Genomic DNA, 25,564 nt, shown 5'->3' with positions numbered 1-25,564 from the left:
CGCGATGACACGCTCCATCCCCGGCACGAACACCCAGCTCGACCAGCTCCTCACCGGTCTCGTGGACCGGGTCGCCGACGTGAACCAGGCCGTCGTACTCTCCGAGGACGGGCTGGTGGTGAGCAAGTCCACCGGTTTCCTGCGGGAGGACGCCGAACGGCTCGCGGCGACCGCGTCCGGCCTGATGAGTCTCAGCAAGGGCGTCAGCATGGATTTCCGCGGCGGTCCGGTGCGCCAGGCGCTCATCGAGATGGCCAACAGCTACCTGATCCTGACCTCGGCCGGCCCGGGGGCCCATCTCGTCGTACTGGCGGGGAAGAACGCGGACGTCGGCGTGGTGGCGTACCAGATGAACATGCTGGTGAAGAAGATCGGCGAGCACCTCAGCGCGGCACCGCGGGCCCATGTCGGTCCCGCCGTCCGCACCAACGGCGGGTGAGGTGAGCGGAGGCGACGAAGCGGGCAGACTCGTCAGGCCGTTCACCCTCACCGGTGGCCGGACCCGGCCCAGCCGTGCCGACTTCACGCTCATCACCACGGTGACCGCGGTCGACCCGCCGCCCGAGCGGGCCGCGCGGCCGCAGCCGGAGCACACCCGGATCCTGCGGCTGTGCGCCCGGCCGCTCGCCGTGGCGGAACTCGCGGCCCATCTCGACCTGCCGGTGAGCGTGGTCGTCATCATGCTCTGCGACCTGCTGGAAGCGGGCCTGATCACGGCCCGGCCGCCCCGTTCCGTCACGGGCACCCCGGATCTCGATCTGCTGGAGAAAGTGAGGGACGGCCTTGGCCGGATCTGATTCCACCGCTCCCACCGCCCTCGGCCCCGGGCCGGCCGCGGCACCCGACGCGGTGAAGATCCTCATCGCCGGCGGCTTCGGCGTCGGAAAGACCACCATGGTCGGGTCGGTCAGTGAGATCGCGCCGTTGCGCACGGAGGAGCCACTGACCGTCGCCGGGCTGGAGGTGGACGACCTCAGGGGCATCGAGGAGAAGCGGTCCACCACCGTGGCCCTGGACTTCGGGCGGATCACCATCGGCGACGATCTGGTGCTGTATCTCTTCGGCACGCCCGGTCAGCAGCGGTTCTGGTTCATGTGGAACGACCTGGCGATCGGGGCCCTGGGGGCGGTGGTGCTCATCGATGTGCGCAGGCCGGAGTCCAGCTTCGCCGCGATCGACTTCTTCGAGCGCCGGGGCATCCCGTTCGTCGTTGCGGTAAACGGATTCCACGGGTTGCACCCGTATCCGACGGAGGAGATCAAGGAGTCGCTGGCGTTGCCGGCACACGTTCCCGTGTTGCTGTGCGACGCGCGCGAGCGCGACTCGTGCCGGGACGTACTGATCGCTCTGATCGACCGGCTGATCGAGGACGTCACACTCCAGCCGAGCCCGGCACACTGATCGACCGCCCGCGCCGACCGCGCCGCCCAAGCTGCCCAATTCGCATCTGCTCGACTGCCTGACCGCCTGACCTGCGAGTGTCCGGGACTCCGTCCGTCAGTGGGCACCTGCGGCACGCAGTACGGCAACCGTTTCCGGATGCGGGCCCGCGGTCGCCCACTCGAGTGGGGTCAGCCCGGTGCCGTGGTCCTCGCGCAGGTTGGGGTCGGCGCCGTGGGCGAGCAGGGTGCGGACCGTGTCGACGTGGCCCCAACAGGCCGCCGCGCACAGCGGGGTTCCCTCGGCTCCCAGGCCCGAGCTCTCGGCGTCGGGCGGCGCACCGGCCTCGAGCAGTCTGCGCGCGGCATCCGCGGACCCCTGAACGCAGGCCTCGTACAACGGGGTCGTCCCGTGGACATCGGCAGCCGTGGGGTCGGCACCGGCCCGCAGCAGCAGGTCGACCTCGGGGCCGCCCCCGAACATCACCGCCGACAACAGACGCTTCGTCAGTTTCTTGTGTCGTCTCCTGTTCACGGTCGCCGAGAGTAGCCCGGACGGGCGAGAAGATCGCCGGGTTTTCGCAGGCCTCCAACAGGTGCGAGGCGGGAAACCGCCATGCGTGTCCCAGTGATTGACCTGCTCCCCGCACGCCCCTACTTTCTGACCGACTCACCGAACCTAGTTCGACATTTCGAACTCGGTCGGCATCCAAAGGGCACCCCGCATCCCTGGAGCGCATATGACCCCCAACCCCTCCCGCCGCCTCGTCCTGGGCGCGGCCGCCTCCGTCCCCCTGGCCCTCACCCTCGGCGTCCCGTCCGCCCACGCGGCCGACTCGGCCTATGTGATGAGCTACTTCACCGAATCGACCAGCCTCGGCGCCGGCACCGACTACGGCCTCCACCTCGCCGTCAGCACGGACGGGTTGCAGTGGATGCCGCTGAACCAGAACAACCCCGTGGTCACGCCCACCGAGGGCGCGCTGGGCCTGCGCGACCCGTTCATCCTGCGCAAGCAGGACGGCACCTACGTGGTGATCGCCACCGACCTCAAGGGCACCGACTGGAGTTACGTCAGCCAGTACGTGCACGTGTGGAACTCGGCCGACCTGCGCACCTTCACCGGCTACCACCGGCTGAAGCTGCACGACATGAACACCCACAGCTGGGCGCCGGAGGCGTTCTGGGACGCGGGACGGGGACAGTACGCGCTCATCTACTCCGCCGTGAACAGCAGCGGCCACAACGTGATCATGGTCAACTACACCACCGACTTCGTCACCGCCTCGGCCCCCCAGGTCTTCTTCGACCCCGGATACGACGTGATCGACGGCGACATGGCCGTAGGGGTGAACGGCGTCAACTACCTCTACTTCAAGAAGGACCAGACGCTGGTGGGCGCACGGTCCAGTTCCCTCGACCCCGGCAGCTTCACGGTCTTCAACACCGGGGTCGCCCACGGCGGCACCGAGGCGCCGACCCTCGTCAAGTCACTGACTTCCAGCACCTGGTGGCTCTGGGGGGACACCTACACTCCCAACGGCGTCTTCTACGCCTGGCAGTCCACCGACCTCTCGGCGGGCACCTGGACCGCACTCGACCAGAAGACGTACACCCAGCCGGTGAACTCCAAGCACTGCGGGGTCACGACGATCACCAGCACGCAGTACAGCAACCTCGTCGCCAAATGGGGCGCCCCGGCCTGGAACCGGCTCAAGTCCTACAACTACCCGGACCGTTACGTCCGCCACGCCAACTACGTCGGCCGCATCGACACGTATCCCTTCGACCTGTACACCGATTCGCAGTGGAAGCTCGTCCCCGGCCTGGCCGACAGCACCGGGGTCTCCTTCCAGTCGGTGAACTACCCGACCCGGTACCTGCGGCACTACAACTACCAGCTCCAACTCGACGTCAACGACGGCACATCGGCGTTCGCCGGTGACGCGACCTTCTACCGTACGGCGGGCCTGTCGGACTCCGGGTGGGCGTCGTTCCGCTCCTACAACAACCCGACGCGCTACATCCGGCACTCGAACTACGTACTGCGCATCGACCCCGTCTCGACGGCCACCGAGAAGCAGGACGCGACGTTCTACGTGGGTTACTGAACGAGACCCGTCACCGGAGCCGGCCGTCCCCGGTCGACCGGCTCACAACTCGGCCAGTTTCGGCAGCAGTTGGGTCGCCGCCGTCACATCACCGGTCAGCGGACGGTCTTCCGTGGCCGCGGGAAGAACGGCCTTCGCCGCGGCGAGAACCGCGACCGGCGCCGGAAGCGACTCCGCCTGGGCCGGGCGCATCCTCAAGGCCCTTACCGCCACGACGAGTTCGCATGCGAGGACGGTGGCGTAGGCGTCCGTCGCCCGCGAGGTCTGGCGGGCGGCCTGTCCGGCGAAGCTGGCGGCCTCCTCCAGACCCCGCGACAGGACGGCGTGGCCCGCCGAGGCGGGTGTCGTGCCCGAACGCAGCTCGGCCAGAGCGGAGTTGGCGGTGTACTCCAGGATCATCGTGCCCGAGCCGGCCGCGGGTCCCCCGCCGAGGAACGGGGGCAGGCCGGTGAGCCCGGGGTCGCCGAGCGCCGTCAGGCGTGCGGCGGAGAGCTGCGCGGTCTGCAGCAGGGCGAGATTCGCGGCGTCCAGGGCGAGGCCCAGGGGCGCGGCGAAGAAGCCACCGTGGTGGTAGGCCGCGGTGCCGTCGGGATCGATGAGGGGGTTCTCCGAGGGGCAGTTGACCTCCACCTCGATGACTTCCCGAAGTCTCTCGGAGGCGTCCAGGGCGCAGCCGTGCGCCTGCGGGAAGGCACGGAAGCCGAAGGGGTCCTGGACACGCCGGCCCTGGCGGCGCCGCGGCCGGTCGGGCAGACCGAGCAGCCGCCGCACCTCACCGGCCGCGCGGGCCGCGCCGGGATACGGCCGCAGGGCGTGCACGGGCGCGGCGTACGCCTCCGGCGAGCCGGACACCGCGGCGAGGGAAAGGGCGGCGACGGCGTGCGTGGCCCGCAGCAGCACGTCGAGCTCCTGCTGGGCGAGCGCGGCCTGCCCCAACGCGAGGGCGTTGCTGCTGAGCAGGGCCAGGGCGTCACCGGGCTGAAGGACGACCGGGGCCGGGAGCCCGGTGGAGAGGGCGGTGGCGGTGACGTTCGGGACGGGGGCAGCTGCCGCCGCTGGGGCGGAAACCGGGACGTAGACGGTTTCGGCGGCAGGTCCGGGCAGAGTGACGAGCTGAACGGCGGGAGCGACGACGTACTGAGCGGCGGTGGCGAGCTCGCCACCGGCGGCTGTGCCGGCAGCCCGCACGGCGGCCGGCGACGGGCCGGCCCACCCCGTGTCCGGCTCGGACTCGGGCTCGCTCGCCGCGCCGCCCAGGCCGACCTGCGATCGCCGCAGCTTCCCCGGACGGGCCGACGCACCGCCCGGTTCACCTTCCGCGCCCGCACCCGACACCCCGCCCGGTGCGAGCTGCATCCCCGCCACCGATACCGGACCTGGCGCGAGTTCCGCACCCGCGTCCGACGGACCGTGGTCTGCCGGGTTCGTCACCGAGGCGACGAACCCGCCGCCCGGGGCGGCGTTCTCCGTCCGGCCGGTCGGCCCGCCGTCCGGCCCGGAGGATTCCTCCGGCCCGGTGCCCTCCCCGCTCAGCCATGGCCGTTCGCCGATCAGCGTCAAGCCGGTCTGGGCGAGCGCGGTCAGGTCACCGGTGCCGACGGCGCCGTACTCGTTGACCGCCGGGTGGACGCCGAGACGGATGGCGTCGACGAGGGCGTCGATGAGCGCGGGCTGGATGCCGGAGCCGCCGGCGAGGAGTTGGTTGGCGCGTACCGCGAGCATGGCGCGGACCTGGCGGGCGGGGAGCAGGGCGCCCGCTCCGCCCGCGTGACTGCGCAGCAGGCGCAGTCCGTGCGCGGCCTCGTCGCCCTCGTCGACCGGCACCGAGCGCTGTGCGCCGACGCCGGTGGCGCGGCCGTACAGCCGTCCGGCGGCGGCGAGCGCCTGCGCCGTGCGCCAGGAGAGGGCGGCGCGCTCACGGGCCTCGGGCGCCACCGCGGGCACGGCCGCACCGTCGACGAGCACGATCAGCTCGCCGACGGTGAGGGTGGTTCCGGTCAGGACGGTCCGGGCACCCACGCGGTGCGGAGGAACCCGGGTCGGTCCGTTTGCTGTTGTTTCCAACGGTTCAGGTGATCCGGTGGAACCTCAGCCGAGGCCGGCCGACTTCAGCCAGGCCTTGGCGACGTCCAGCGGGTCCTTGCTCTCCAGCTGCACCTGGGAGTCCAGGTCCAGCAGGGCTTTGGTGTCGAGCTTGGCGGAGACGGCGTTGAGTGCGTCGATGCCCTCCTGGGAGAGCCCGCTCTTGTAGACCAGGGGGGTCACGTTCGCGAATCCGAAGAGGTTCTCCGGGTCCTGGAGAACGACGAACTTCTCCTGGGTGATGGTCGGGTCCGTGGTGAAGATGTCCGCGGCCTGCACGGTGTTCTTCTTCAGCGCGGCCTGGGTCAGCGGTCCTCCCGCGTCGAGGGCCTTGAAGGACTTGAACTTCAGCCCGTACACCGACTCCAGGCCGAGGATGCCCTGCTGGCGGGTCTGGAACTCGGGCGAGCCGCCGAGGACCAGTTCCGGCGCGATGTCCTTGAGGTCGGCGAGCGTGGACGTCGCGGTGAGGTTGTACTTCTTCGCGGTCGCCGCGTTGACCGTGACGGAGTCCTTGTCCTCGGCCGGCGACGACTCCAGCAGCGTCAGCTTGGAGTCGAGCTTGGCCTTCGCCGCGGCGTTCACGGTCGCGAGCGAGGTCTGCTCGGCCTTCGCGTCCAGGTAGGCCAGCAGCGAGCCGTTGTACTCCGGCAGGACGGTGATGGAACCGTTCTTGAGCAGGCCGTACGTGGTCTCACGGCTGCCGATGTTGGGCTTGTAGGACACCTTGATGCCCTTGGCCTTCAGGGCCTCGCCGTAGATGTCGGCGATCAGGATGCTCTCGGCGAAGTTGTTGGAGCCGACGACCACGGTGTCGCCGGCCGCCTTGTCGCCGGCGAGCGGGTCGGAGGAGTCGTCGGACGAGGAGCATCCCGCCAGCAGGACCGTCACCGCCGCGAGGGCGACGGCCGCCGCGCCTGGGTGGTTCCTGAGGGTCCTGCTGCTGTGGGCGTTGGTAGTCACGGTTCCCGTTCCGAGCTGGGGGGTTGATGAGAACTCACACACTCTGGCCTGATCCAATCCACCCGCTTCTTGATCAGTCAAGAGGAGCCGGGTTACCGATTGGCTTCGATCCGTGATCACTTGCGCGCGGATCGGTAGATCACCTGTGTACCCCTTTGGAGGCCCCCGAACGGTTCCGGTTCACCGCTTCGTAATGGATTCTTGACGTAGGGCGACGCGCTCGACCGTTCGAATAGGCGATAGTCTCGCCGGAGTTGGCGTCCGCCACAGCAGTCGGCGTCGGCCACAGCGGTGTACGGGGGCCGCTTCCGTATCATTCATGTTCGGACACGTGTGTGCAGAAAGTCGGCATGCATGCCAACGCCCCCCGCACGCCAGCAGCACCCCCTTGAAGGAGGCCCGGTGTCCACGAAAGAGGTGGACGCGTCCGCCCGGCCGGCATCCTCGGCATCCACGTCCGCGCGCCGGGGTCTGCGGGGATTCGCCGATCGGTGGCCCTTCCAGCGCAAGCTGAACGTACTCGTCGGTATCCCGCTGACGGTGATCGCGCTGCTGCTGACGTACCTCATCGTCGACCTGGTGCAGGAGTCCAACCGCGCCGAGGACGCCGCCCAACTGGTCCGTGACAGTGCCCAGGTCGCCCAGCTCGTCGCCGATCTGCAGGACGAGCACCAGCAGGCGATCCTGCTCTCCGTGCGGCACGAGGCGTCGTTCGACGGCGGCACCCCCTCCACCGACGGCTACCGGCAGGCCCAGGCCGCCGTGGACGCGCAGGTGCACGAGGTGGTCGACGCCTTCGGCGACCGGCTGCCGGACACCGAGGTGCAGGCGCTGAAGGAGGTCCAGGGACTGGCCGGTCTGCGGGCCACCATCGAGCAGGGCTATCTGCCCGCCGACAACATCGACCCGGCGTACTCCGGTGCGGCCGACGGCCTCATCGACGGCCTGGGCCTGGACCGCAACGCCGACCTCGCGACGACCTTCACCGGCAACCTCCTGGACTCGCTGCTGCGCGCCGACGCCGCACACGGCGCCTTCGAGACGGGCGTGTTCTCCGCCCGGACCGGTGACAGCAACGCGCTCATCGAGTTCACCGGCGCGGTCGGCTCCTACGAGCTGTTCACCTACCAGGCGCAGCGGTTCGAGCGATTCGCCAACGAGACGCAGACCGAAGAGTTCGGCGGCATCGAACACAACTCCTCGCAGGCTTCGATCGGCCAGCACTACGCCGAACTGGCCGTGGACCCCAGCGCGTTGCAGGCCGAGTCCAAGGCCGACATCCGTAAGGCGTTCCGGGCGGCCATCGCCTCCTACCCCGACTACAGCGCCCAGGCGCGGACCCGGCTGAAGATCACCGCGTCACTCATCGACCAGATCGCCGACCGGGCCGACGACACCGCCTCCAGCGCCCAGTGGCGCGCGGGCCTGCTGCTGAACCTGGCGCTGCTCAGCTTCGCCCTGTGGATCGCCTTCTCCATCCTGGTACGCCGCTCCGTGGTCCGCCCGGTGCTGGCGCTGACGGGAGCCGCCCAGGAGGTCGCCGACGTCGCGGGCCGCGAACTCGCCCGCGTCGCCGACGACGACGCCGAGGAGTCCGGGCCCCCGCGGCTGCGTGAGCTGCCGGTCACCGCGGACGACGAGATCGGTGAACTCGCCGAGGCGTTCAACAACGTGCAGACCACCGCGGCCGCACTGCTGGAACGCCAGGTGCTCAGCCGGCGCAACGTCGCCGAGATGTTCGGCAACGTCGGGCGTCGCGTCAGCAACCTGACGACTCGTCAACTTGCGCTGATCGACGCGGTGGAGCGTGGCGAGACCGACCCGGCGCTGCTCGAACGCCTCTACTCCATCGACCACATCGCGGTCCGCCTGCGCCGCAACGCCGACAGCCTGATGCTGCTGGCCGGCATCCGCGAGACCGTCCTGGACGCCGGGCCGACCGAGCTCACCAACGTCGTACGCGCCGCACTGGGCCAGATCGAGGGCTTCCAGCGGGTTCAGCTGCGTGCCGCGTCCGAGGCCCTGGTGGAGCCCGACATCATCGGCGACCTCACGCTGATGATCGCCGAACTCCTCGAGAACGCCGTGTCGTTCTCGCCCGAGGGCAGCCCCGTCGAGGTGGTGGTCGGCTCCGACGCCGACGGCGCCTCGATCACCGTCGCCGACCACGGTCTGGGCATGAGCGCCGAACGCCTCGCCGAGGAGAACTCCCGCCTCGTGCGCCGCGAACGCCTCGACGTCGTCCCGACGAAGGTGCTCGGCCTGTTCGTGGTCGGCGCGCTGGCCCGCCGCTGGGACGTCGACGTCACCCTCTCCCGTACTCCGGGCGGCGGTGTGACGGCCGAGGTGATGATCCCGTCGTCGCTGCTTGTGACGATGAGCGAGCTGGGCCCGGTGGGCAGGCCCGCGCACACCGGCGCCTCCCCGGCCACGGCTGCGCTCGCCGCCCCGTCGGCCCCAGCGGCCGGCCCCTCGCCGTCGTCCTCGATCCCGTCCACGGTTCCGTCCTGGGCCACGAGCGAGGACGATCCGTCCGCGCTCCCGCGCCGGGTCCCCCGCCGTGACCCGTCCCCGGGCGAACGGGACGCCGAGGCCCCGCTCACTCCGGCGGTCGGCCCCGACGACCCGACACGCGACACCGCGACCGCCACAGCCACAGCCACAGCCACGACGGTGACAGGGACTTCCGCCGAAACCGACGAAACCGCTGTCTCGGCCGGTACTGCGGAAACCGGTTCCTCAAGCCTTACACCCGGAACCGGTTCCCCTTCCTCCGGGAATCCCGCTGTAACCGCTTCCTCCGACCGTGCCGTCGAAACCGGTGTCTCCGCCCGTACGGCGAAGCCGGCCTCCCTCTCCGATCCCGCCCCGTCCGAGGCTCCGGCCACCGCCGGGGCCGAGCCGGAGACCACGGCCGGGCCCGCGACCCGCGCCTACCCGGCCGGCGTCGGCATCCCGTCGCCCCGCACGGCCGAGGCGACGGCGCTCCACGCCCGCGCGGAGCACGACCCCGGGGACCACGCCCGTACGGCGGAGCGCACGCCCCCCGTCGGCACGGCGCGGTCGTCGCATGCCCACGCGGCCGAGTCGCGGCCCGCCGCCCGTACGACGGAGCCCGCGCCGCACGCCCACCCGTCCAGGCCCGAGGGCGGCCCCGCCCGCGCCACAGGCGGCCCCGGCGACTCCGTCCGCAGGGCGGAGCACGTCGCCGCCGACCGCGGCGACGAACCGTCCGCACTCGACCGTGGCACCGGTCCCACCGGCCCTGCCGGTCCCCTCTCCGCTTCCGCCCGGGCCGACGCGTTCGCCGTCGGTCCCGACGGCTCCCGTCCGCTCCGTCGACGGGTGCGCGGGGCGACGCTGCGGACGACGGCCGACGCCGCCGCCCAGCAGGCCGCGCGACAGGCCGTCCGCCCCGCCGACGCGGACGCCGTGCGCGATTCGCTGGAGGAGTTCGAGGCGGCCGTGGCCCGCGCCCACCGGGACACCGGCGAACACCCTCGCCCCGTCGAGCCCCACCCCCTCACCCCCACCCCCGAAGACCCGATCGACCGCCGGAACGACCGCCGGCACGATCACCGTCCCGACGTTTCGACCGACCCGACCGACCGGACAGAGCCGTCCGACGTGTCCGGCCGGACCGAGCCGATCACCGACCCGATCACCGGCCGGGACACCACGCACCACCAGAACCACCTTCCGGAAGGAGCCGAGCAGTGAGCACGTCGACAGGTGAGACTCCCGCCGGAGATGCCAAGCCGACCGATCTGCGGGCCGCCGCAGCCGACTTCACCTGGCTGCTCAACCGTTTCGCCACCGAGACCGCGGGGGTCGTGGACGCCATCGCGGTGTCCTCCGACGGACTGCTGATCGCGGTGTCGGAGCTGCGCGAGCACGCCGACTCCGAACGGCTGGCCGCGATCGTCTCGGGCATCACCAGCCTGGCCGCGGGCGCCTCCGGCAACTACGGCCTGGGCGGCCTGAACAAGGTCATCATCGACCTGGAGGGCGGCCACGTCCTGGTCTCCGCGATCGGCAGCGGCGCCGTGCTCGGCGTCGTCACCGACAAGGAGGCCAAGCTGGGCAACATCGCCTACGAGATGACGGTGTTCGCCAACCGCGCCGGCACGGCGCTCAGCCCGCAGCTCGTCCTGGAACTGAAGAACAGCGTCGGCGCCACGCGTACGCGCTGAGCGCGTGCCACCGTAGAGAGAGCGAACACCGATGGCGGACGGCCGCACACCGCGCGGGGCCGGCGAGGACGGCGTCGCCCCCGTCGGCCCCGCACCCGCCGTCCGGCCCTTCCTGGTGACCGCCGGCCGGGTCGCGGGCGGCGCGGGCGAGGCGTCGTCCGGCCGGACGATGCCCGTGGAGACCCAGCTGGTGGCCACCACCGGCGGGCTCGACGCGCTCGGCCGGCTCTCCTTCGAACAGCACGACATCGTCGCCGCCTGCCGCGTCCCGCAGTCCATCGCGGAGATCGCGGCCAGGCTGCGGCTGCACCTGAACGTGGTGCGGGTCCTCGCCGAGGACCTCCGGACGGCGGGGCAGTTGTCGGTGCACGTGCCCGACTCCGGCGTCACCCACGACGCATCCGTTCTGCGCAGGGTTATCGATGGCCTGCGGGCCATCCCCGACTCCCGGGGGGTACTCCGTGACACCGACTGAACCGCTGGTCCGCACCTCGGCCGGCCAGGCCGCCGTACGGCCGCCGCTGCCGGTGAAACTGGTGATCGCGGGCGGCTTCGGCGTGGGCAAGACCACCGCCGTCGGCTCGATCTCCGAGATCGAGCCGCTGACCACCGAAGCGGCCATCACCGAGGTCGCGGCAGGTGTGGACGATCTCAGCCACACCCCACGCAAGACCACCACCACGGTCGCGATGGACTTCGGCTGCATCACCATCGACCCGACACTGAAGCTGTATCTGTTCGGCACGCCCGGTCAGGAGCGGTTCGGGTTCATGTGGGACGACATCGTGGAGGGCGCGGTCGGCGGGCTCGTCATCGTGGACACCCGCCGTCTCGACGACTGTTACGCCGCGGTCGACTACTTCGAGCACAAGCAGATCCCGTTCGCCGTTGCCGTAAACGCTTTCGACGGCCAGATCGCGCACACGCTGGACGAGGTCCGCTGGGCCCTCGACGTGTCCGAAGGCGTCCCGCTGCTCGTGTTCGACGCGCGCGAGCGCGGCTCGGTACGAGACGCCCTGCTGGTCGTGCTGGAACAGGCACTGGCCCGATCGGGCGGCTGACGGCGCACTGGGCGGCCGGAACGTCGGAAACGACTGGAAACAGTTAGGAACAGCGGGACCAGCTGGAACCGGTGAGCAACAACCGGAACGGTCGGAAACAGCAGAGGCAGTGTGCCCGGGAAACAACTGCGGTGCGGGGGGAATGACCTTTCCCCGCACCGCAGTTGTTTCCGTCATGAGCCAGAGCGACAGCCACAGCAACGACGACCGTAAGATCACCAACCCGCCCACCCTGCACGACCCCACGCCCTTCGGCTACAGCCATGCCGTGTCGGCGCCGGGCGAACCGGTGTTCCTCGCGGGTCAGTACGCCTCTGACCCGTCCGGCGCCCCCGTGCCCGGCGACTTCGCAGCTCAGGTGGAGCTGGCCTTCGACCGTCTGGAGGCGGCGCTGGCCGGGGTGGGTCTCGGGCTCCGCCACGTCGTACGGTTGGGCACGTTCGTCGTCGACCACGACCCCGGCAGGCTCGAGATCCTGGGCAAGGCCCTGCACGGCCGCTTCGGCGAGCGGCTGCCCTCGCAGACCCTGAGCGGGGTGGCCTCGCTCGCCCTGCCGGGCATGCTGTTCGAGGTCGACGCGATCGCCGTACGGCCACCCCGGAGCGAGGACCTGTCATAGGGCGTGTATCGAGTCATGATCGATGTGACTGCTTGAGCCCGCCCCGAGGCGCCCGCCGGCGTGGGAGAGGGGCACGTCGACGTCATGCGTTTGGCCGGGAACCAGATCGTCACCGGTGCTTCTCGGGGTACCACCGTCTGGCCGAGCAGGGCTCGCGGTGGCGCGCCCTCATCTCGGCTGTGGCGAAAGTGCGTTGACGTTCCTCGGGCGGTGGTCAATCATCGCTGCTCATGCTTCGAAGTGAGATTTGGGATGAACAGGCCGCTCAGGGCTATGACTCCCCTGGGACCGGCATGTTCGCACCGGAGGTGCTGGGGCCGACGGTGGACCGCCTGGTGGAACTCACCGAGGGTGGCAGGGCGCTGGAGTTCGCCATCGGGACCGGACGGGTGGCAGTGCCGCTCGCCGAGCGGGGAGTCTCGGTCAGTGGCATCGAGCTGTCGAAGCCGATGATGGATCAGCTCCGCACCAAAGCGGACGAGACGGCCATCCCGGTGGTTGTCGGCGACATGGCCACTGCGCGAGTCCCGGGTGGGTTCCAGCTCGTCTACCTCGTCTACAACACCATCTCGAACTTGCTCACGCAGGCCGGGCAAGTCGCTTGTTTCCGAAACGCCGCACGCCACCTCGAGCCAGGCGGACGGTTCGTCGTCGAGCTGTGGGTACCCGAGGTTCGCAAGTTGCCTCCAGGTCAGCAGGCCGTGGTCTGGGAGTCGGCCTCGGGCTATATCGGGCTCGACACCTACGACGTCCTGCGCCAGCAGGTCGTCTCGCACCATTTCCGGTTCGACGCCGAGGCCGGCCGTGAGGCCCGGCTGTTCCGCAGCCCACACCGTTACATCTGGCCGAGCGAACTTGACCTGATGGCCGAGCTGGCCGGAATGACGCTGGAGTCCAGGCACGCCGACTGGGCCGGAGCGGAATTCACAGCAGAGTCGCGTTCCCACGTCTCCGTCTACCGGACGGCCGCCTCGCTCTGACCGGGCAAGTCACCGATGTCAGCGGCTCGTGACTGTCAGATCACGCGCGTCTGTCGGGCTGTACTGACTCGGGGTGCGGGTGAGGTCTTTGAGCCAGATCATCGAAGCCCGCTGGTACAGCCCTGCGAGGTAGCTGCGGGGAGTCCTGTCGCACCGGGTGGCGATGCCCCGCCAGGCGTCCCAGGAGGGCGGCCGCACCGGACTCCTGCGGCTTCTCTCGCCACTGCCCGCCCGTCCTGAACCGCCAGATCCCGCCCTCGAACTGCTGCCGCAGCCGGTCGGGATACGGGCCGTACTCGCCGATCGGTAGGTACGGCCCGACGAACTCCCGCTCCAAAACGGTCAGTTGCACTGGTGTCACGCAAGACGACCTACCGGATCGCGCCTCGCGGCGAGGGCGAATCCCTCGGATTGATCATGACTCGATACGCGCCCTAGTTGCTCCTGCGCACTCCCGGCGAGACCGTCACCTTCGCCGCCGCCCAGAACACCGCGAGCGTCGCGAGTGCCATGCCGGCGACCAGGGTGGCGCCGCCCACCACCTTCTCGTAGTCGTGCTGGTAGAGACCGTCGACGATGTAGCGGCCGAGGCCACCGAGGCTGACGTACGCGGCGATGGTCGCCGTCGAGACGATCTGGATGGCCGCCGAACGCAGGCCGCCGAAGATCAGCGGGAGCGCGACGGGCAGTTCGACGCGCAGCAGGATGCCGGACTCCCCCATGCCCATGCCTCGCGCGGCGTCCACGGGCGACGGATCGACGGAGCGCACCGCCTCATAGGTGGTGACCAGGATCGGCGGGACGGCGAGGACGACCAGCGGGATCATCACGGGCAGCATGCCGAACCCGAGCACGATGGTCGTCACCACCAGCAGACCGAAGGTGGGCAGCGCCCGGCCGGCTGTCGCAACAAGAGAAAGGACGTTTCCGCCCCGCCCGTAGTGACCGGTCACCAGGCCGATCGGCAGCCCGATCGCGGCGGCGAGGGCAAGCGCTTCCAGGGAGTACTGGACGTGTTCCCACACGCGGGTGGGAATTCCGTCGTAACCGTGCCAGTGTGCGCTGTCGCTGAAGAAGGCGCTGACGAAATTGATGACGTTCACCGGGCTGCGTCCTCCAGGGCGGGCACGGCCGGATCGGGCCGGACCCCGGCGGGCCTGGACTTTCCGCCGCGCGCGCCGCTCGGCATCCAGGGGGTGAGCAGGATGCGTACGACGACCAGCAGGGCGTCCGCGAGCACCGCCAGAGCGGCGCTGGTGATCACGGAGTTCCAGGCGAGTTCGGGCCGGTTGTAGATCTGCGCGTCGTGCAGCAGGTTGCCCAGCGCGCCCTGGTTGCCGATCAGCATGCCGACGCTGACGAGGCTGATGCTGGACACGGTGGCGACCCGAAGTCCGGCGATGATGGCCGGCACCGCGATCGGCAACTGGACCTGGATGTAACGGCGTACGGGTCCGAAGCCCATCGCGGTCGCGGCGGCGAGGGTCTCCTGCGGGACCGAACGGACGCCGTCGACGATCGCCGGGACGAGCACCACCAGGCTGTAGATGGTGAGCGGGATCATCACCGTCAGTTCGGTCTGCCCCGTGTAGTCGATGAGGACGACGAAGAAGGCCAGGGACGGGATGGCGTAGAGCACGGTCGTCACCCACAGCACGGGCGGGTACAGCCAGCGCAGCCGCACACACAACTGGGCCAGCGGGAGCGCGAGCAGCAGCCCGCCCAGCACCGGCAGCAGGGCCTCGCGCAGATGGAGCCCGATGAGGCCGAACCAGTCGTGCTGGAGGTCGCTGGGGATGTCGAAGAAGCGGTTCACCGGATGACCTTCTGGGCGGCCCCCTCGGGCGAGGCCTGCTCCTCACGGCCTGCCGCGTGGGCGCCGCGGATGGCCTCTCCGATGGCGGTCTGGGAGACCACTCCGGCGGCCCGGCCCTCGGCGTCCACGGCGACCGCCCAGCCGGTGGGCGACAGGACCGCACAGTCGAGGGCCGCGCGCAGCGAGTCCCGTTCGGCGACGAACGGCCGCCCGTACGGCAGCAGTCGGTCGGCGTCGACCCGTCCGGCCCTCAGCGCGCCGGGCTCGCTCCAGCCGAGCGGACGGCCGTCCAGGCCGGTGACGAGGAGGTAGGGGGCGTCGGTCGCGCCCCGTGTGGCGATCTGCTCGGCCGTGGAGTCGATCGCGACGATCGGCGTGGTGAGCAGTTCCAGGCCGGCGGAGGAGAAGAAGGACAGGCGCCGGATGCCCCGGTCGGCGCCGAGGAAGTCCTCGACGAACGCGTCGGCGGGGTCGGACAGCAGCTCGGCCGGCGGCGCGAACTGGGCGAGCCGGCCGCCGGTACGCAGCACCGCGACCATCGTGCCGAGCTTCACGGCCTCGTCGATGTCATGCGTGACGAAGACGATGGTCTTGCCCAACTCAGCCTGGATGCGCAGCAGTTCGTCCTGAAGACCCTTGCGGACGACGGGGTCGACGGCGGAGAACGGCTCGTCCATGAGCAGTACCGGCGGATCGGCGGCGAGTGCGCGGGCCACGCCGACGCGCTGCTGCTGGCCGCCGGAGAGCTGGTAGGGGTAGCGCTTGGCGAACGAGGCGTCGAGCCCGACCCGTTCCATCAGCTCGCGTGCCCTCGCGCGGGCCTTGTCCTTGCTCCAGCCGAGCATCCGGGGCACGGTGGCGATGTTGTCGACGATCGTCCGGTGCTGGAAGAGCCCGGCGTTCTGGATGACGTAACCCATGGACCGGCGCAGGGTGTTGACCGGCTGCTGACGGCTGTCGACGCCGTCGATGAGGATCGTGCCCTCGCTGGGCTCGACCATCCGGTTGATCATCCGCAGGGTGGTCGTCTTGCCGCAGCCCGAGGGGCCGACGAGGACGGTGATCGCACGGTCCGGTATGTCGAGGGCGAGCCGGTCGACCGCCACCGTGCCGTCCGGGTATCGCTTGGTGACTGAATCTATCCGTATCAAAGCGCCGAATACCCTTCGGGTCTGGCAATTTCTGCCCGCTCTCGCTACGAGTTCGGGCCGTTGCGGAGAGAGTCTAGACCGCTTACCAGATCAGCAGTCCGCCACCGGCCTCCTGCGCGTACCGCGCGCTCGCCTCGATGCCGTCCAGGCGGCCGGAGATGTGGTGGCGGTGACTCTCGACCGTCCGGTCGGGCGGACGGGTCTCGGCGGCGAGACGCTCCGAGCAAGCGCGTACCAGAACGATTTCCGCCAGAAAGGCGGGGATCTCGTCCGGAGCGACGACATCGCCGTTGTGCACGCTCACCAGCGCCGGCAGGAACCGGGCGCCGATCCGGCGGACGGCCCGTGATCCCCAGACCGTCCTGCGCCACGACTCCGGCCCGGCCAGGTCCATGCCGTCGGGCCGACCGTCCCGCTCCCCGGTCAGGATGTCGAGGTCACCGTCGTCCGCCACCAGGAACACCTCACTCGTCAGGCTCATACCGCCGGTGGAGCACGCCACCCGCACCTGGGTGAAAGGGGTTTCCGCTGTGCGCAACCTGTGAGTCCGCTGATTCTCACTCTTCCCTCAGGACCGGCTCAGGGATCCCCCAGACATGGCCCCGATCGTCATGACCATGAACGAAACGAACGCGGGAGGCGTCCGGCAGCGGTCGGTCGAGATCGTGGTGCCGGTGTACAACGAGGCACACGTCCTCGCCGAGAGCATCGGCCGTCTCCACGCACACCTCGAAGAGTCCTTCCCGTTCCCGTTCCGCATCACGATCGCGGACAACGCCAGCACGGACGCCACCTGGTACGCGGCTACCGACCTGACACTCCGTCTCCCGCACGTGCATGCCATGCGCCTGGAGGAGAAGGGCCGGGGCCGCGCCCTGAAACACGTGTGGAAACGCTCCGGCGCGGACGTCGTCGCCTACATGGACGTGGACCTGTCGACGGGCCTGGAGGCGTTCCTCCCCCTGGTCGCCCCGCTGCTGTCCGGCCACAGCGACCTCGCGATCGGCAGCCGGCTGCACCGCCAGGCGGCCGTGGTCCGGGGCGCCAAGCGGGAGTTCGTCTCCCGCTCCTACAACCTCCTGCTCAAGGCCGGCCTCGGCGCCCGGTTCTCGGACGCGCAGTGCGGCTTCAAGGCGGTCCGCGCCGACGTCTTCCGCGCGCTCGCCCCGCACATCGAGGACACCGCCTGGTTCTTCGACACCGAACTGCTGGTCCTGGCCCAGCGCAACGGGCTCCGCGTCCACGAGGTGCCGGTCGACTGGACCGACGACACCGACAGCCGGGTCGACATCGTCCGCACGGCCGTCGACGACCTCTTGGGCATGGGCCGGATGCTCCGCTCCACCCTCACCGGCCGAACCCGCGTCCCCGGCGTACCCCGCCGTACGAGCACCCCCCAGGTGCCGGCGGCACGCACGAGCACCCCCGTCGCCGTCCTGCCCACCGGGGCGAACACCCACCTGGAGTACGCGTCATGACGACACTCGCCCCGCCGCCCGCCCCCGTCGGCGAGGACGGCGCCCGCCACCGGTCGGCCCCGGCCGCCGACGGCGGACTCGCCTCCCGCGCCCGGCGTCTGTTCACCGGCGCACCCGAGGACCCGCGCTGGGCCCGCCCGGCCCTCTGGGCGATCCTCGTCCTGGCCACCGCCCTCTACGCCTGGAACCTCTCCTCGATCACCGGCAACACCTTCTACGACGCGGCCGTCTACAGCGGCACCAAGAGCTGGAAGGCGTTCTTCTTCGGCGCCTTGGACGCGGGCAGCTTCATCACGGTCGACAAACCGCCTTTCGCCCTGTGGGTGATGGGCCTGTCTGCCCGTGCCTTCGGGTACGGCACCTGGCAGTTGACGCTGCCGATGGTCGCCGTGGGAACCGGTTCCGTCGCGCTTGTGTACCGGCTCGTCAAGCGGGACTTCGGCGCGGCGGCGGCGACGATCTCCGCGCTGGCGCTGACGCTCACCCCGATCACGGTCGCCATCACCCGGGACACCAACCCCGACCCGATCCTCGTCTTCCTGATGCTGCTGGGCGCGGCCGCGCTGCTGAAGTCCGTGCGCACCGGCCGGCTGCTGCCCCTGGTGTGGTCGGGTGTCGCCATCGGTTTCGCGTTCAACACGAAGATGATGCAGGCGTACGTCGTCCTGCCCGCGTTCTTCCTGGTGTACCTGTGGGCCGCGAACGCCTCGCTGGGCAAGCGCATACGCAACCTTGCCGTCGGCACGGTCGCGCTGATCGTCTCCAGCGCCTGGTGGATGGTGGTCGTCGATCTGATACCGGCCTCGTCCCGCCCCTACATCGGCGGTTCCACGGACAACACGGTCTGGGACCTCGTCATCGGCTACAACGGTTTCGGCCGTATCTTCGGGGCGAGTTCCTCGGTGGGCTCGCAGGGCAACGGCGCCAGCTTCGGCGGCGAGGCGGGCCTGTACCGGATGTTCAACGACACCATGGGCGGCCAGATCTCCTGGCTGATCCCCTTCGCGGCGATCGCGCTGGTGGCGGGTCTCGTCCTGCGCGGCCGGGCGCCCCGTACGGACGCCAGGCGTGCCGCGCTGATGCTGTGGGGCGGCTGGTTCGTCCTGCACTACCTGACCTTCGCCCTCGCCGAGGGCACCTTCCACCCGTACTACGTCACCGCCATGGCACCCGGTATCGCGGCCCTGACCGGCGCGGGCGGCGTCATGCTCTACAACGCTTTCCGTAACGGCTCCGCGACGGTGGGGGTCTCCCCGGCCGAGCGAAGCCGGGACCGGGGGATGGGCTGGGCGCTGCCGGTAGCGGTGGCGGCCAGCTCGGTGTGGGCGGTCTTCCTGCTCCAGCGGGTCTCCGGCTCCGGAACGCTGTACACGGTCGCCGAGGTCGTGGCCGGTGTGGCGGGGGCGGCCTCGGTGATCGGACTGCTGGTCGCCCGGTTCACGAAGCGGCAGCGGCTGATGGGCGTCGCGGCGCTGGCGGCGGTGGTGGCGCTGCTCGCCGGCCCGGCCGCCTACTCGGCCTCGGCGGCGACCTCCAGCACCAACGGCACCAACCCGACGGCCGGGCCGAGCACCGGCGGTATGGGCGGCATGGGCGGTGGCGGCGGCCAGCGGCCCGGCGGGACCGCCGACGGGCCGGGAACCAACTCCGGTGATGCGCCGAGCGGTTCGGGCGACGGCCAGGAAACGGGCCAGCCTCCGTCGAACAGCGGCAGCTCCACGGACGACGGCGGCTCGACGGGGTCGGGTACGACCGACTCCGGCACCGCGGAGTCCGGCTCGACCGGGTCGGGTACCACCGAGTCGGATACGGCGGGGTCCGGCAACGCCGACGGTCGCACCGGTGGGGGCATGGACGGCGGTACCCAGGTGTCGTCCGCGATGATCACGTACCTGAAGAAGAACCAGGACGGCGCCACCTGGCTGGTGGCGGTGGCCACCGACCAGACGGCCTCCTCGGTCATCCTGGAGTCCGGTGAGCCGGTCATCTCGATGGGCGGCTGGTCCGGCAGCGACAACGCGATGACGCTGGCCAAGCTGAAGAACCTCGTGAAGGCGGGCAAGCTGCACTACATCGTCGTCGGCGACAGCGGCCAGGGCTCCACGAACTCCGAGATCTCCACCTGGGTCAAGGCGAACGGAACAGCCGTGTCCGACTACAGCGGTCTCTACCGCCTGGACGCGTCGGACGTCGGCTGAGAACCACGGCACAACGGAACAGGAGAGGCGGGCCGCCGGTGGAACCGACGGCCCGCCTTCCGCATGCCCTGAAACCTTCGTGAAACCGCTTCAGAGCGGGCTGCCACCGAAGCGAGCCACAACCGGAGCAACCCGCTCAGCGACACCGGCGCTGACGACGCGCCTGCGGCCGACGTCCTCGCCCCGACGTCCAGGCGAGAACCGTCGCGCCCCAGCCGAGCAGCCACAGGGCGGCTCCCAGGGCCGCCGCCCCGACGCTCACGCGGCCGCTGCCCCCGCCGTCGGGAAACCGCCGCTGCGCAACACGCGTCCGCCGGGCAGTACGGCGTACACCTCGCAACCGTCCCGCGCGGCCGCCCACTCGACGCCGTCCGCGCCCAGGGCGAAGGCGGCCGTGGCGACGGTGTCCGCCTCGGTCAGGGTCGGGGCCACGACGGTGAGGCTGTCGAGGCCGGTCACCGGCCGGCCGGTGCGGCCGTCGAGGATGTGGTCGCCGCGCTCGTAGCGAGCGGAGGTCGCGACGGCTCCGTCGGTGAGGTCGAGGACGGTGCACAGCCGGTCGGCGAACTCGGGATGCCGTACGCCGACCCGCCAGGGCCCGCCGGAAACGACCACGTCACCCCCGGCGTTGAGGCAGAACCGGCTGAGCCCGGCCCCGGTCAGCAGCTCCGCCGCGCGCTGCACGGACCAGCCCTTGACCACCGCGCAGGGGTCCAGGCCGCGGCCGGGCAGCCGGATGTCGAAGGCGCCGCCGGTGGCCAGCCGATACCGCTCGCAGATGTCGAGCACCTCCACGAGGTCGGCGCTCAGCTCGTCGGCCGACAGCTCACCCCGGCCGTACCGGGAGACCTCGCTGTCGGCCTTGAACGGGCTGAAGCGTGCGTCGACCTCGCGCAACCACGCGAACACGTCGTCCCCGGTCCCGTCGGGGACGACGGTGTCGTCGACCCGCAGCGAGACCGGGAACCCCATGACGTGTTCGACGCGGTTCACGTCAGGCGCCCTTCGCGTCGATCGCGGCCTGGAGCGACTCCTTGTAACCGTCGCTCGTGATGGTCGCGCCGGAAACGGTGTCGATGTCCGCACTCTGCGCGGTAAGCGTTTCGGCAATCAGCTTCGGCACCGCCGCGGTCGTCTGCGGATGATTCGGCTGCTTCAGCATCTCCACAGCCGTGATCTTGTCGCCGTCGTAGGTGATCCGGACCTGGACGTCGCCCTTCTCCGTGGCCACGGTCGTACCGGTGAACGTGGTCGATCCCGAGGAGCCCGAGGCCGACGTGGAGGAGGACACGGAGGGCGTCGAGGCGGCCTCGGTGGTGGATGTCGTACCGGTCGAGGGCTCGTAGCGCCAGACCGGGATCAGACCCGCCACGGAAAGGACCAGGACAGGGATTACTCGCTTCACGATGTCTCTCATCCCGCCAGGCTGAAGCGTTCGAAGTGGATCTGCGGCTTGGGCACGTCCAGCTCGCGCAGGGTGCCGAGGACTGCGTTCATCATCGGCGGCGGCCCGCACAGGAAGACGTCCCGCTCCGCGATGTCCGGTACGAGCGCGGCGAGTTCACGCGGCGCCAGTCGGTCGGGCACCGGCGGCCCGGTGACCAGGTGCAGCTCGGCGCCCTTGGTCAGGGCGAGTTCGCGCAGCTCGTCGTAGAGCACGGCGTCCCGCTCGCCGGCCACCCGGTAGATGACCACCGCGTGCCCGTCGATCTCCTCGAGGAGCGCCCGGATCGGGGTGACGCCGACACCGCCGGCGATGAGCAGGGCCTCGGGCCGGGTGCGGTGCATGGCGGTGAACGCGCCGTAGGGGCCCTCGGCGAAGACGCGGGTGCCGGGCTCGAGGTGGCGCAGTCCGGCGGAGCCGTCGCCGGCCGCCTTCGCGGTGAGGCGCAGCCTGGTGCCGTCGGGCGCGGCCGACACGGAGAAGGGGTTCGCCTGCCACCAGCGGTCCTTGGTCAGGAACCGCCACAGGAAGAACTGGCCGGCCCGGGCGGGCAGCCGGTCCAGGTCACGACCGGTGATGTAAACGCTTACGACGTTGTCGGCCTCGGGGACGACGGCCTCGACGCGCAGCTGATGGCGCCAGTTCCGCCACAGCGGCAGAACCAGCCGGCCCAGCAGCACCGAGCCGAGGGCGACACCCCACACCGCGTACCAGTACGCCGTGGCGGCGGACGACGCGGTGAAAGTCGTCCCGACCGCGACCTGGTGCGTGAAGGCCAGCACCACGGCGACGTACGTGTACAGGTGGATGAAGTGCCAGGTCTCATAGGCAAGGCGCCGACGGGCCCAGCGGCCGGAGACGCCACCGATGACCAGGATCAGCACCATCGCGACAGCGGCGCGCAGCACGCCCTCGACGGTCTCGGCCAGGTCGACGAGCTGGCTCACCGGGTTCATCGACGATGATTCGGCGTAGCCGAAGGTGATGAACACCATATGGCCGACCAACATCCACAACAGGCTGAAACCGGTCCAGCGGTGCCAGTTGGTCAGCCGGTCCATGCCGATGCGGCGGTCCAGCCAGGGCAGCCGGGCCACCAGCAGCAGTTGGAACGCCATGAGCAAGGCGCTGTAGAGGCCGGCGAAGCGGCCGATCACGACGAGCGCGTTGGAGGCGAAGCCCGCCTGGACGGCGAAGAGGGTCACGACGGCCGCGTTCGCGGCAAGCACGGCGTACAGGCCGGTGCGGGCCACTACTTTGGGACGTATCGCCGTGGGGGGTACGGGAGGCGATTGGACGGTCGTCACGGACGGAAACTCCTAGATCGGGTCCTCAGAACACAGAGCTTGTCCGTGCTTCGCTGTCGTTTTCCTGTCGTTCAACTTTCAAGATCTTATCGATTCGCGCGCACGCGAGACGCGGGTCTGGCGCTGCGGGGTGCGTGGCGCACTATGAGCAGGTGGAAAAAGTACGACTCCTTGTTGTGGACGACGACCCGCCGATCGCCGATCTCGTGGCGACGGTCGCCCGCTACGAAGGCTGGGACGCGGTCACCGCGAACTCGGGTGCGGAGGCGCTGCGCCGCGCCGCCGACTTCCACCCCGACATCGTGGTGCTCGACCTGATGCTGCCCGACATCGACGGCTTCGGCGTGCTCGACCGGCTGCGGCACAGCGGGACGATGGTGCCGGTGGTGTTCCTGACAGCACGCGACGGGGTCGCCGACCGGGTCGCGGGGCTGACCCGGGGCGGGGACGACTATCTGGTGAAACCGTTTGCCGTGGAGGAGCTGATGGCCCGGCTGCGGACCGTGCTGCGGCGCAGCGCCGGTCCCGGTGTCCAGCGCTCCGTGCTGCGCGTGTCGGACCTGACCATGGACGAGGACACCCGGGAGGTCCGGCGCGGCGGAAAGCTGCTGACGCTCACCCCCACCGAGTACGAGGTGCTGCGCTATCTGATGCGGAAGTCGCCGACCGTGCTCACCAAGGCTCAGATCCTCGACCATGTGTGGGAATACGGTTTCGGCGGCCGTTCCAACGTCGTCGAACTGGTCGTCAGCCGACTGCGCCGCAAGCTCGACACGACGGGCGACGACCCGCTGATCCAGACGGTGCGCGGTTTCGGGTACGTGATACGGCAGGCGGCCGAGTGATCGGCCGCTTCCGGCACGCGTACCGCAGACTGCGGCTCGGCACCCGGCTGGCGCTCGGCCTGGGCGCGCTGTCGCTGGTCGTGTTCGCGGTGGTCGGCGCCACGCTGACCATGTACATGCAGGACTATCTGAACCATCAGCTGCGTGACCAGATCAAGCTGGTCCAGGTCGTGCAGTCCAAGGACGCCAAGGCGCACGGCATCGTGGAGCGCAAGCCGTACTACGGCTGGTACACGGCCGTGTACGACGTCTCCGCGGGGTCGGCCGTGCTGCGCAAGCCCGCGGACGTGCCTGCGGACACCACGGCGCTCACCGCCCTGGCCCGGCGGATGGAGGATGTCGACGCCGACGTCACCCGCACGGTACGGATCGACGGCGAGGGCACCTATCTGCTGCGCGCCTGCGAGGTCTCGCCCGGTGTCGTGCTGGTCAGTGCCGCGCCGACGGAGGACATCGACGGCACCGTGCGCCAGTTGATCACCATGCAGGTGGTCGCCTTCGGCCTCGCCCTGCTCGCGCTCGTGGTGTTCGGCCGACGGATGCTGAAACACGGTCTGAAACCGTTGAGCGACATGGCGCACACCGCGCACGGCATCGCCTCGCACGACCTGAGCGAGTCGGCTTCCCGGCTGCATCTGCGCGCGGACGCCCCCGGCGGCGGTCCGGAGGTCGAGGAGCTGCGCACCGCCTTCAACACGATGTTGCAGCACATCGACGACTCCCTGGCGGTGCGCGCGGAAGCCGAACAGCGCCTGCGCCGCTTCGTCGCCGACGCCTCGCACGAACTCCGCACGCCTCTGATGTCAGTACGCGGTTACGCGGACCTTTTCCAGTACGCGCCCGCCAACGCGCCCGAGGAACGTGACAAGCACCTGGCCCGGCTGCGCGCCGAGGCCGCCCGGATGGGCTTTCTCCTCGACGATCTCCTGCTGCTCGCCCGCCTGGACGCGGCCGAGGTCGAGACGCCCCTGCGGATGGAGAACGCCGACCTGGTGGAGCTGGTCGAGCAGGCTGCCGACGCGTTCCGCGCCAGTCACCCCGGCCATCCGCTGACGGTGTCCACCGGCCCGGTCGCCGTACCGCTGCGGATGGACCCGCACCGCGTCCGCCAGGTCCTGGACAACCTCCTCACCAACGCGGCCGTGCACACCCCGGCCGGCACCGCGGTCCGCGTCGAGGTCGCCGTCTCGCCGGACACGGCACGCATCCACGTCACCGACAAGGGCCCCGGCATCCCGCCGGGCGACCACGACCGCGTCTTCGACCGGTTCTACCGCGTCGACAAGGCCCGTAGCCGTGACCGCGGCGGCAGCGGCCTCGGCCTGTCGGTCGCCCGGTCCCTGGTGCGGGCACACGGGGGCACACTGGAGCTGGACGACATGGAGGGGGTCACGGTCTTCACGGTGACGCTGCCGAGGGGACCGGTCACGGCCGGGCGGGACGCCGCAGACCGGTAACGCGGTGACGCGGTGACGCGGTGACGCGGTGACGCGGTGACGCGGTGACGCGGTAACGCGGTGACGCGGTAACGCGGTAACGCGGTAACGCGAAGAATCGGTGATCCGGGAGGCTCTGCGCACGGCACGGCACGGCACCGCACCGCGCCCGCGGCAACCGCAACCGCAACCGCAACCGCAACCGCAACCGCAACCGCAACGATCAACGGTTGTGGAATGGCCTGGCACGGGAGCGAGTTGGTTTCCACAGAGCTGAGAAGAACTGAACTGGGCTGAGCTGCTCTTCCGACGTGGCGGAAACAATTTTCCTCACCCCCGTAGGCGACCGACCGGCGCGCGCGGAGAGGGCACCCCGTACTGCGGGCCGGTGAACCTCGGGGCGTGCCCGGGATGAACTCCGGGGGGTACGGGCAGAAATCCCACAGCCCCACCGCACCTCCCCCCGCCTCAGGGCAGCACGGCACCCCGCCTCACGGCACC

24 protein-coding genes and 1 pseudogene are annotated in these 25,564 nt (G+C 70.3%); 14 read left to right on the top strand and 11 right to left on the bottom strand.

The window, feature by feature from the left end; all coding sequences use genetic code 11:
- The first annotated feature begins 4 nt into the window (after positions 1-4).
- The 3 genes from QQM72_RS32060 to QQM72_RS32050 are packed head-to-tail and all read left to right on the top strand — an operon-like array spanning position 5 to position 1,401.
- The gene (locus QQM72_RS32060; protein WP_020125285.1) at positions 5-439 is read left to right on the top strand and encodes a roadblock/LC7 domain-containing protein; all 435 of its coding nucleotides are present in this window, start codon (positions 5-7) and stop codon (positions 437-439) included.
- Between the two features lies 1 nt (position 440).
- Entirely contained in the window at positions 441-797 is a 357-nt protein-coding gene (locus QQM72_RS32055) for a DUF742 domain-containing protein (protein WP_267021273.1), read from the top strand.
- A complete protein-coding gene (locus QQM72_RS32050; protein WP_314224335.1) occupies positions 784-1,401 on the top strand; it encodes a GTP-binding protein in 618 nt (205 codons plus the stop codon). The genes QQM72_RS32055 and QQM72_RS32050 overlap by 14 nt, the downstream gene beginning before the upstream one ends.
- Positions 1,402-1,497: 96 nt before the next feature.
- Here QQM72_RS32050 and QQM72_RS32045 read toward each other — a convergent pair whose 3' ends face one another.
- A complete protein-coding gene (locus QQM72_RS32045) occupies positions 1,498-1,914 on the bottom strand; it encodes an ankyrin repeat domain-containing protein (RefSeq protein WP_314224334.1) in 417 nt (138 codons plus the stop codon).
- A 205-nt stretch (positions 1,915-2,119) separates the two neighbouring features.
- On the opposite strand from QQM72_RS32045, the gene QQM72_RS32040 reads away from it, so the two are divergent.
- Positions 2,120-3,490, top strand: coding sequence for a glycoside hydrolase family 43 protein (locus QQM72_RS32040; RefSeq protein ID WP_314224333.1), 1,371 nt, complete (start codon positions 2,120-2,122; stop codon positions 3,488-3,490).
- 42 nt (positions 3,491-3,532) lie between these two features.
- Here QQM72_RS32040 and QQM72_RS32035 read toward each other — a convergent pair whose 3' ends face one another.
- Positions 3,533-5,509 carry an aromatic amino acid lyase gene (locus QQM72_RS32035; protein ID WP_314224332.1) on the bottom strand — a complete coding sequence of 659 codons (1,977 nt, stop codon included), beginning with the start codon at positions 5,507-5,509 and terminating at the stop codon, positions 3,533-3,535.
- 69 nt (positions 5,510-5,578) lie between these two features.
- Positions 5,579-6,535: an ABC transporter substrate-binding protein gene (locus tag QQM72_RS32030; protein WP_314224331.1), complete on the bottom strand. Its 957-nt coding sequence runs from the start codon at positions 6,533-6,535 to the stop codon at positions 5,579-5,581.
- 402 nt (positions 6,536-6,937) lie between these two features.
- Here QQM72_RS32030 and QQM72_RS32025 point away from each other — a divergent pair, with 402 nt between their 5' ends.
- The 6 genes from QQM72_RS32025 to QQM72_RS32000 all read left to right on the top strand — a co-directional run bounded on the left by QQM72_RS32025 (position 6,938) and on the right by QQM72_RS32000 (position 13,388).
- Positions 6,938-10,255, top strand: coding sequence for an ATP-binding protein (locus tag QQM72_RS32025; protein ID WP_314224330.1), 3,318 nt, complete (start codon positions 6,938-6,940; stop codon positions 10,253-10,255).
- Positions 10,252-10,728 carry a roadblock/LC7 domain-containing protein gene (locus tag QQM72_RS32020; protein WP_020125273.1) on the top strand — a complete coding sequence of 159 codons (477 nt, stop codon included), beginning with the start codon at positions 10,252-10,254 and terminating at the stop codon, positions 10,726-10,728. Before QQM72_RS32025 ends, QQM72_RS32020 begins: the two co-directional genes overlap by 4 nt.
- A 31-nt stretch (positions 10,729-10,759) precedes the next feature.
- Positions 10,760-11,203, top strand: a complete 444-nt coding sequence (locus QQM72_RS32015) for a DUF742 domain-containing protein (protein WP_020125272.1) — start codon at positions 10,760-10,762, stop codon at positions 11,201-11,203.
- Positions 11,190-11,789, top strand: coding sequence for a GTP-binding protein (locus QQM72_RS32010; RefSeq protein WP_020125271.1), 600 nt, complete (start codon positions 11,190-11,192; stop codon positions 11,787-11,789). Before QQM72_RS32015 ends, QQM72_RS32010 begins: the two co-directional genes overlap by 14 nt.
- A 175-nt stretch (positions 11,790-11,964) precedes the next feature.
- Complete coding sequence (locus tag QQM72_RS32005) at positions 11,965-12,408, top strand: RidA family protein (protein WP_314224329.1); 444 nt, start codon at positions 11,965-11,967, stop codon at positions 12,406-12,408.
- 230 nt (positions 12,409-12,638) lie between these two features.
- Positions 12,639-13,388 carry a class I SAM-dependent methyltransferase gene (locus QQM72_RS32000; protein ID WP_314224328.1) on the top strand — a complete coding sequence of 250 codons (750 nt, stop codon included), beginning with the start codon at positions 12,639-12,641 and terminating at the stop codon, positions 13,386-13,388.
- A 175-nt stretch (positions 13,389-13,563) separates the two neighbouring features.
- On the opposite strand, the pseudogene QQM72_RS31995 reads toward QQM72_RS32000, so the two are convergent.
- The 5 genes and pseudogenes from QQM72_RS31995 to QQM72_RS31975 form a co-directional block, all read right to left on the bottom strand.
- A pseudogene (locus QQM72_RS31995) lies at positions 13,564-13,749 on the bottom strand (transposase); the annotation flags it as partial.
- Positions 13,750-13,822: 73 nt separating this feature from the next.
- Positions 13,823-14,491, bottom strand: a complete 669-nt coding sequence (locus QQM72_RS31990) for an ABC transporter permease (RefSeq protein WP_314224327.1) — start codon at positions 14,489-14,491, stop codon at positions 13,823-13,825.
- Positions 14,488-15,204 (bottom strand): ABC transporter permease, encoded by a 717-nt coding sequence (locus tag QQM72_RS31985; RefSeq protein WP_314224326.1) that lies wholly within the window; start codon positions 15,202-15,204, stop codon positions 14,488-14,490. The genes QQM72_RS31990 and QQM72_RS31985 overlap by 4 nt, the downstream gene beginning before the upstream one ends.
- Entirely contained in the window at positions 15,201-16,355 is a 1,155-nt protein-coding gene (locus tag QQM72_RS31980) for an ABC transporter ATP-binding protein (RefSeq protein ID WP_314224325.1), read from the bottom strand. The genes QQM72_RS31985 and QQM72_RS31980 overlap by 4 nt, the downstream gene beginning before the upstream one ends.
- An 82-nt stretch (positions 16,356-16,437) precedes the next feature.
- A complete protein-coding gene (locus QQM72_RS31975) occupies positions 16,438-16,836 on the bottom strand; it encodes a hypothetical protein (protein WP_314224323.1) in 399 nt (132 codons plus the stop codon).
- Positions 16,837-16,972: 136 nt separating this feature from the next.
- Here QQM72_RS31975 and QQM72_RS31970 point away from each other — a divergent pair, with 136 nt between their 5' ends.
- Positions 16,973-17,833, top strand: coding sequence for a dolichyl-phosphate beta-glucosyltransferase (locus QQM72_RS31970; protein WP_314224322.1), 861 nt, complete (start codon positions 16,973-16,975; stop codon positions 17,831-17,833).
- Entirely contained in the window at positions 17,830-20,031 is a 2,202-nt protein-coding gene (locus QQM72_RS31965) for a mannosyltransferase YkcB-related protein (protein WP_314224321.1), read from the top strand. The genes QQM72_RS31970 and QQM72_RS31965 overlap by 4 nt, the downstream gene beginning before the upstream one ends.
- A gap of 258 nt (positions 20,032-20,289) precedes the next feature.
- Here QQM72_RS31965 and QQM72_RS31960 read toward each other — a convergent pair whose 3' ends face one another.
- The 3 genes from QQM72_RS31960 to QQM72_RS31950 form a co-directional block, all read right to left on the bottom strand.
- Positions 20,290-21,024, bottom strand: a complete 735-nt coding sequence (locus QQM72_RS31960; protein WP_314224320.1) for an FAD:protein FMN transferase — start codon at positions 21,022-21,024, stop codon at positions 20,290-20,292.
- A gap of 1 nt (position 21,025) precedes the next feature.
- A complete protein-coding gene (locus QQM72_RS31955) occupies positions 21,026-21,262 on the bottom strand; it encodes an FMN-binding protein (protein ID WP_314224319.1) in 237 nt (78 codons plus the stop codon).
- Between the two features lie 182 nt (positions 21,263-21,444).
- On the bottom strand, positions 21,445-22,782 hold the full coding sequence (locus QQM72_RS31950) for a ferredoxin reductase family protein (RefSeq protein WP_314224318.1): 1,338 nt from the start codon (positions 22,780-22,782) through the stop codon (positions 21,445-21,447).
- A 152-nt stretch (positions 22,783-22,934) separates the two neighbouring features.
- On the opposite strand from QQM72_RS31950, the gene QQM72_RS31945 reads away from it, so the two are divergent.
- Both QQM72_RS31945 and QQM72_RS31940 read left to right on the top strand, forming a co-directional pair.
- Positions 22,935-23,627 carry a response regulator transcription factor gene (locus tag QQM72_RS31945; protein WP_078615461.1) on the top strand — a complete coding sequence of 231 codons (693 nt, stop codon included), beginning with the start codon at positions 22,935-22,937 and terminating at the stop codon, positions 23,625-23,627.
- On the top strand, positions 23,624-25,084 hold the full coding sequence (locus QQM72_RS31940; protein WP_314224317.1) for a sensor histidine kinase: 1,461 nt from the start codon (positions 23,624-23,626) through the stop codon (positions 25,082-25,084). Before QQM72_RS31945 ends, QQM72_RS31940 begins: the two co-directional genes overlap by 4 nt.
- The last annotated feature ends 480 nt before the right edge of the window (positions 25,085-25,564 follow it).

It is taken from the genome of Streptomyces zaehneri, from assembly GCF_032248645.1.
Classification (GTDB): domain Bacteria; phylum Actinomycetota; class Actinomycetes; order Streptomycetales; family Streptomycetaceae; genus Streptomyces; species Streptomyces coriariae.
This window is presented reverse-complemented; position numbering and strand designations above follow the sequence as displayed.

Excerpts from the sequence above, each read along its gene's own strand:
- QQM72_RS32005 (WP_314224329.1), top strand. The coding sequence starts at position 11,965 with ATGAGCCAGAGCGACAGCCACAGCAACGACGACCGTAAGATCACCAAC.
- QQM72_RS31975 (WP_314224323.1), bottom strand. The coding sequence starts at position 16,836 with ATGAGCCTGACGAGTGAGGTGTTCCTGGTGGCGGACGACGGTGACCTC.
- QQM72_RS32060 (WP_020125285.1), top strand. The coding sequence starts at position 5 with ATGACACGCTCCATCCCCGGCACGAACACCCAGCTCGACCAGCTCCTC.
- QQM72_RS31965 (WP_314224321.1), top strand. The coding sequence starts at position 17,830 with ATGACGACACTCGCCCCGCCGCCCGCCCCCGTCGGCGAGGACGGCGCC.
- QQM72_RS32040 (WP_314224333.1), top strand. The coding sequence starts at position 2,120 with ATGACCCCCAACCCCTCCCGCCGCCTCGTCCTGGGCGCGGCCGCCTCC.
- QQM72_RS31970 (WP_314224322.1), top strand. The coding sequence starts at position 16,973 with ATGAACGAAACGAACGCGGGAGGCGTCCGGCAGCGGTCGGTCGAGATC.
- QQM72_RS32015 (WP_020125272.1), top strand. The coding sequence starts at position 10,760 with ATGGCGGACGGCCGCACACCGCGCGGGGCCGGCGAGGACGGCGTCGCC.
- QQM72_RS32000 (WP_314224328.1), top strand. The coding sequence starts at position 12,639 with ATGCTTCGAAGTGAGATTTGGGATGAACAGGCCGCTCAGGGCTATGAC.